The sequence below is a fragment of the Streptococcus sp. 3613 genome, from assembly GCF_013277375.1.
Lineage (GTDB): Bacteria > Bacillota > Bacilli > Lactobacillales > Streptococcaceae > Streptococcus > Streptococcus pseudopneumoniae.
In genome coordinates, this window is sequence record NZ_VMMV01000016.1 from 1 (window position 1) to 579 (window position 579).

Below are 579 nucleotides of genomic sequence, written 5' to 3' on the forward strand. Positions count from 1 at the left end.
TCTATTATGCGCCCCTATGCCTCTTGGGAAAGGGGAACTAATGAGAATCACAACAGGCTCATTCGGAGATGGTTACCTAAGGGAACTAAGAAAACGACTCCCAAAGAAGTCGCATTCATCGAAAATTGGATTAATAACTATCCTAAAAAATGCTTGAACTACAAATCACCCAGAGAAGACTTCTTCATGGCTAACTTGAACTTGAAATTTGGCGAGAAGTTAGCAAATTGTAAAAAGTTTAAAAAAATTAGAAAAAGGTGTTGACAAGTCTGAAAAAGACTGTATAATAGTAAGAGTTGAAAATAACCACTCTGGTCCGTTGGTCAAGGGGTTAAGACACCGCCTTTTCACGGCGGTAACACGGGTTCGAATCCCGTACGGACTATGGTATGTTGCGGCTGTAACACTTGATGAAAAAAAGATTAAAAAAGTTTCAAAAAAGTGTTGACAAGCGAAAGCAGTTGTGATATACTAATATAGTTGTCGCTTGAGAGAAATGAGTGACAAAGACCTTTGAAAACTGAACAAGACGAACCAATGTGCAGGGCACTACAACTGAAGTTGTAGTACTGAACAATG

1 tRNA gene and 1 pseudogene are annotated in these 579 nt (G+C 38.9%); both read left to right on the top strand.

Annotated features, from left to right (window positions below):
- A pseudogene (locus HT708_RS01695) lies at positions 1-264 on the top strand (IS30 family transposase); the annotation flags it as partial.
- Positions 265-313: 49 nt separating this feature from the next.
- A tRNA-Glu gene (locus HT708_RS01700) sits at positions 314-385 on the top strand.
- Positions 386-579 lie beyond the last annotated feature (194 nt).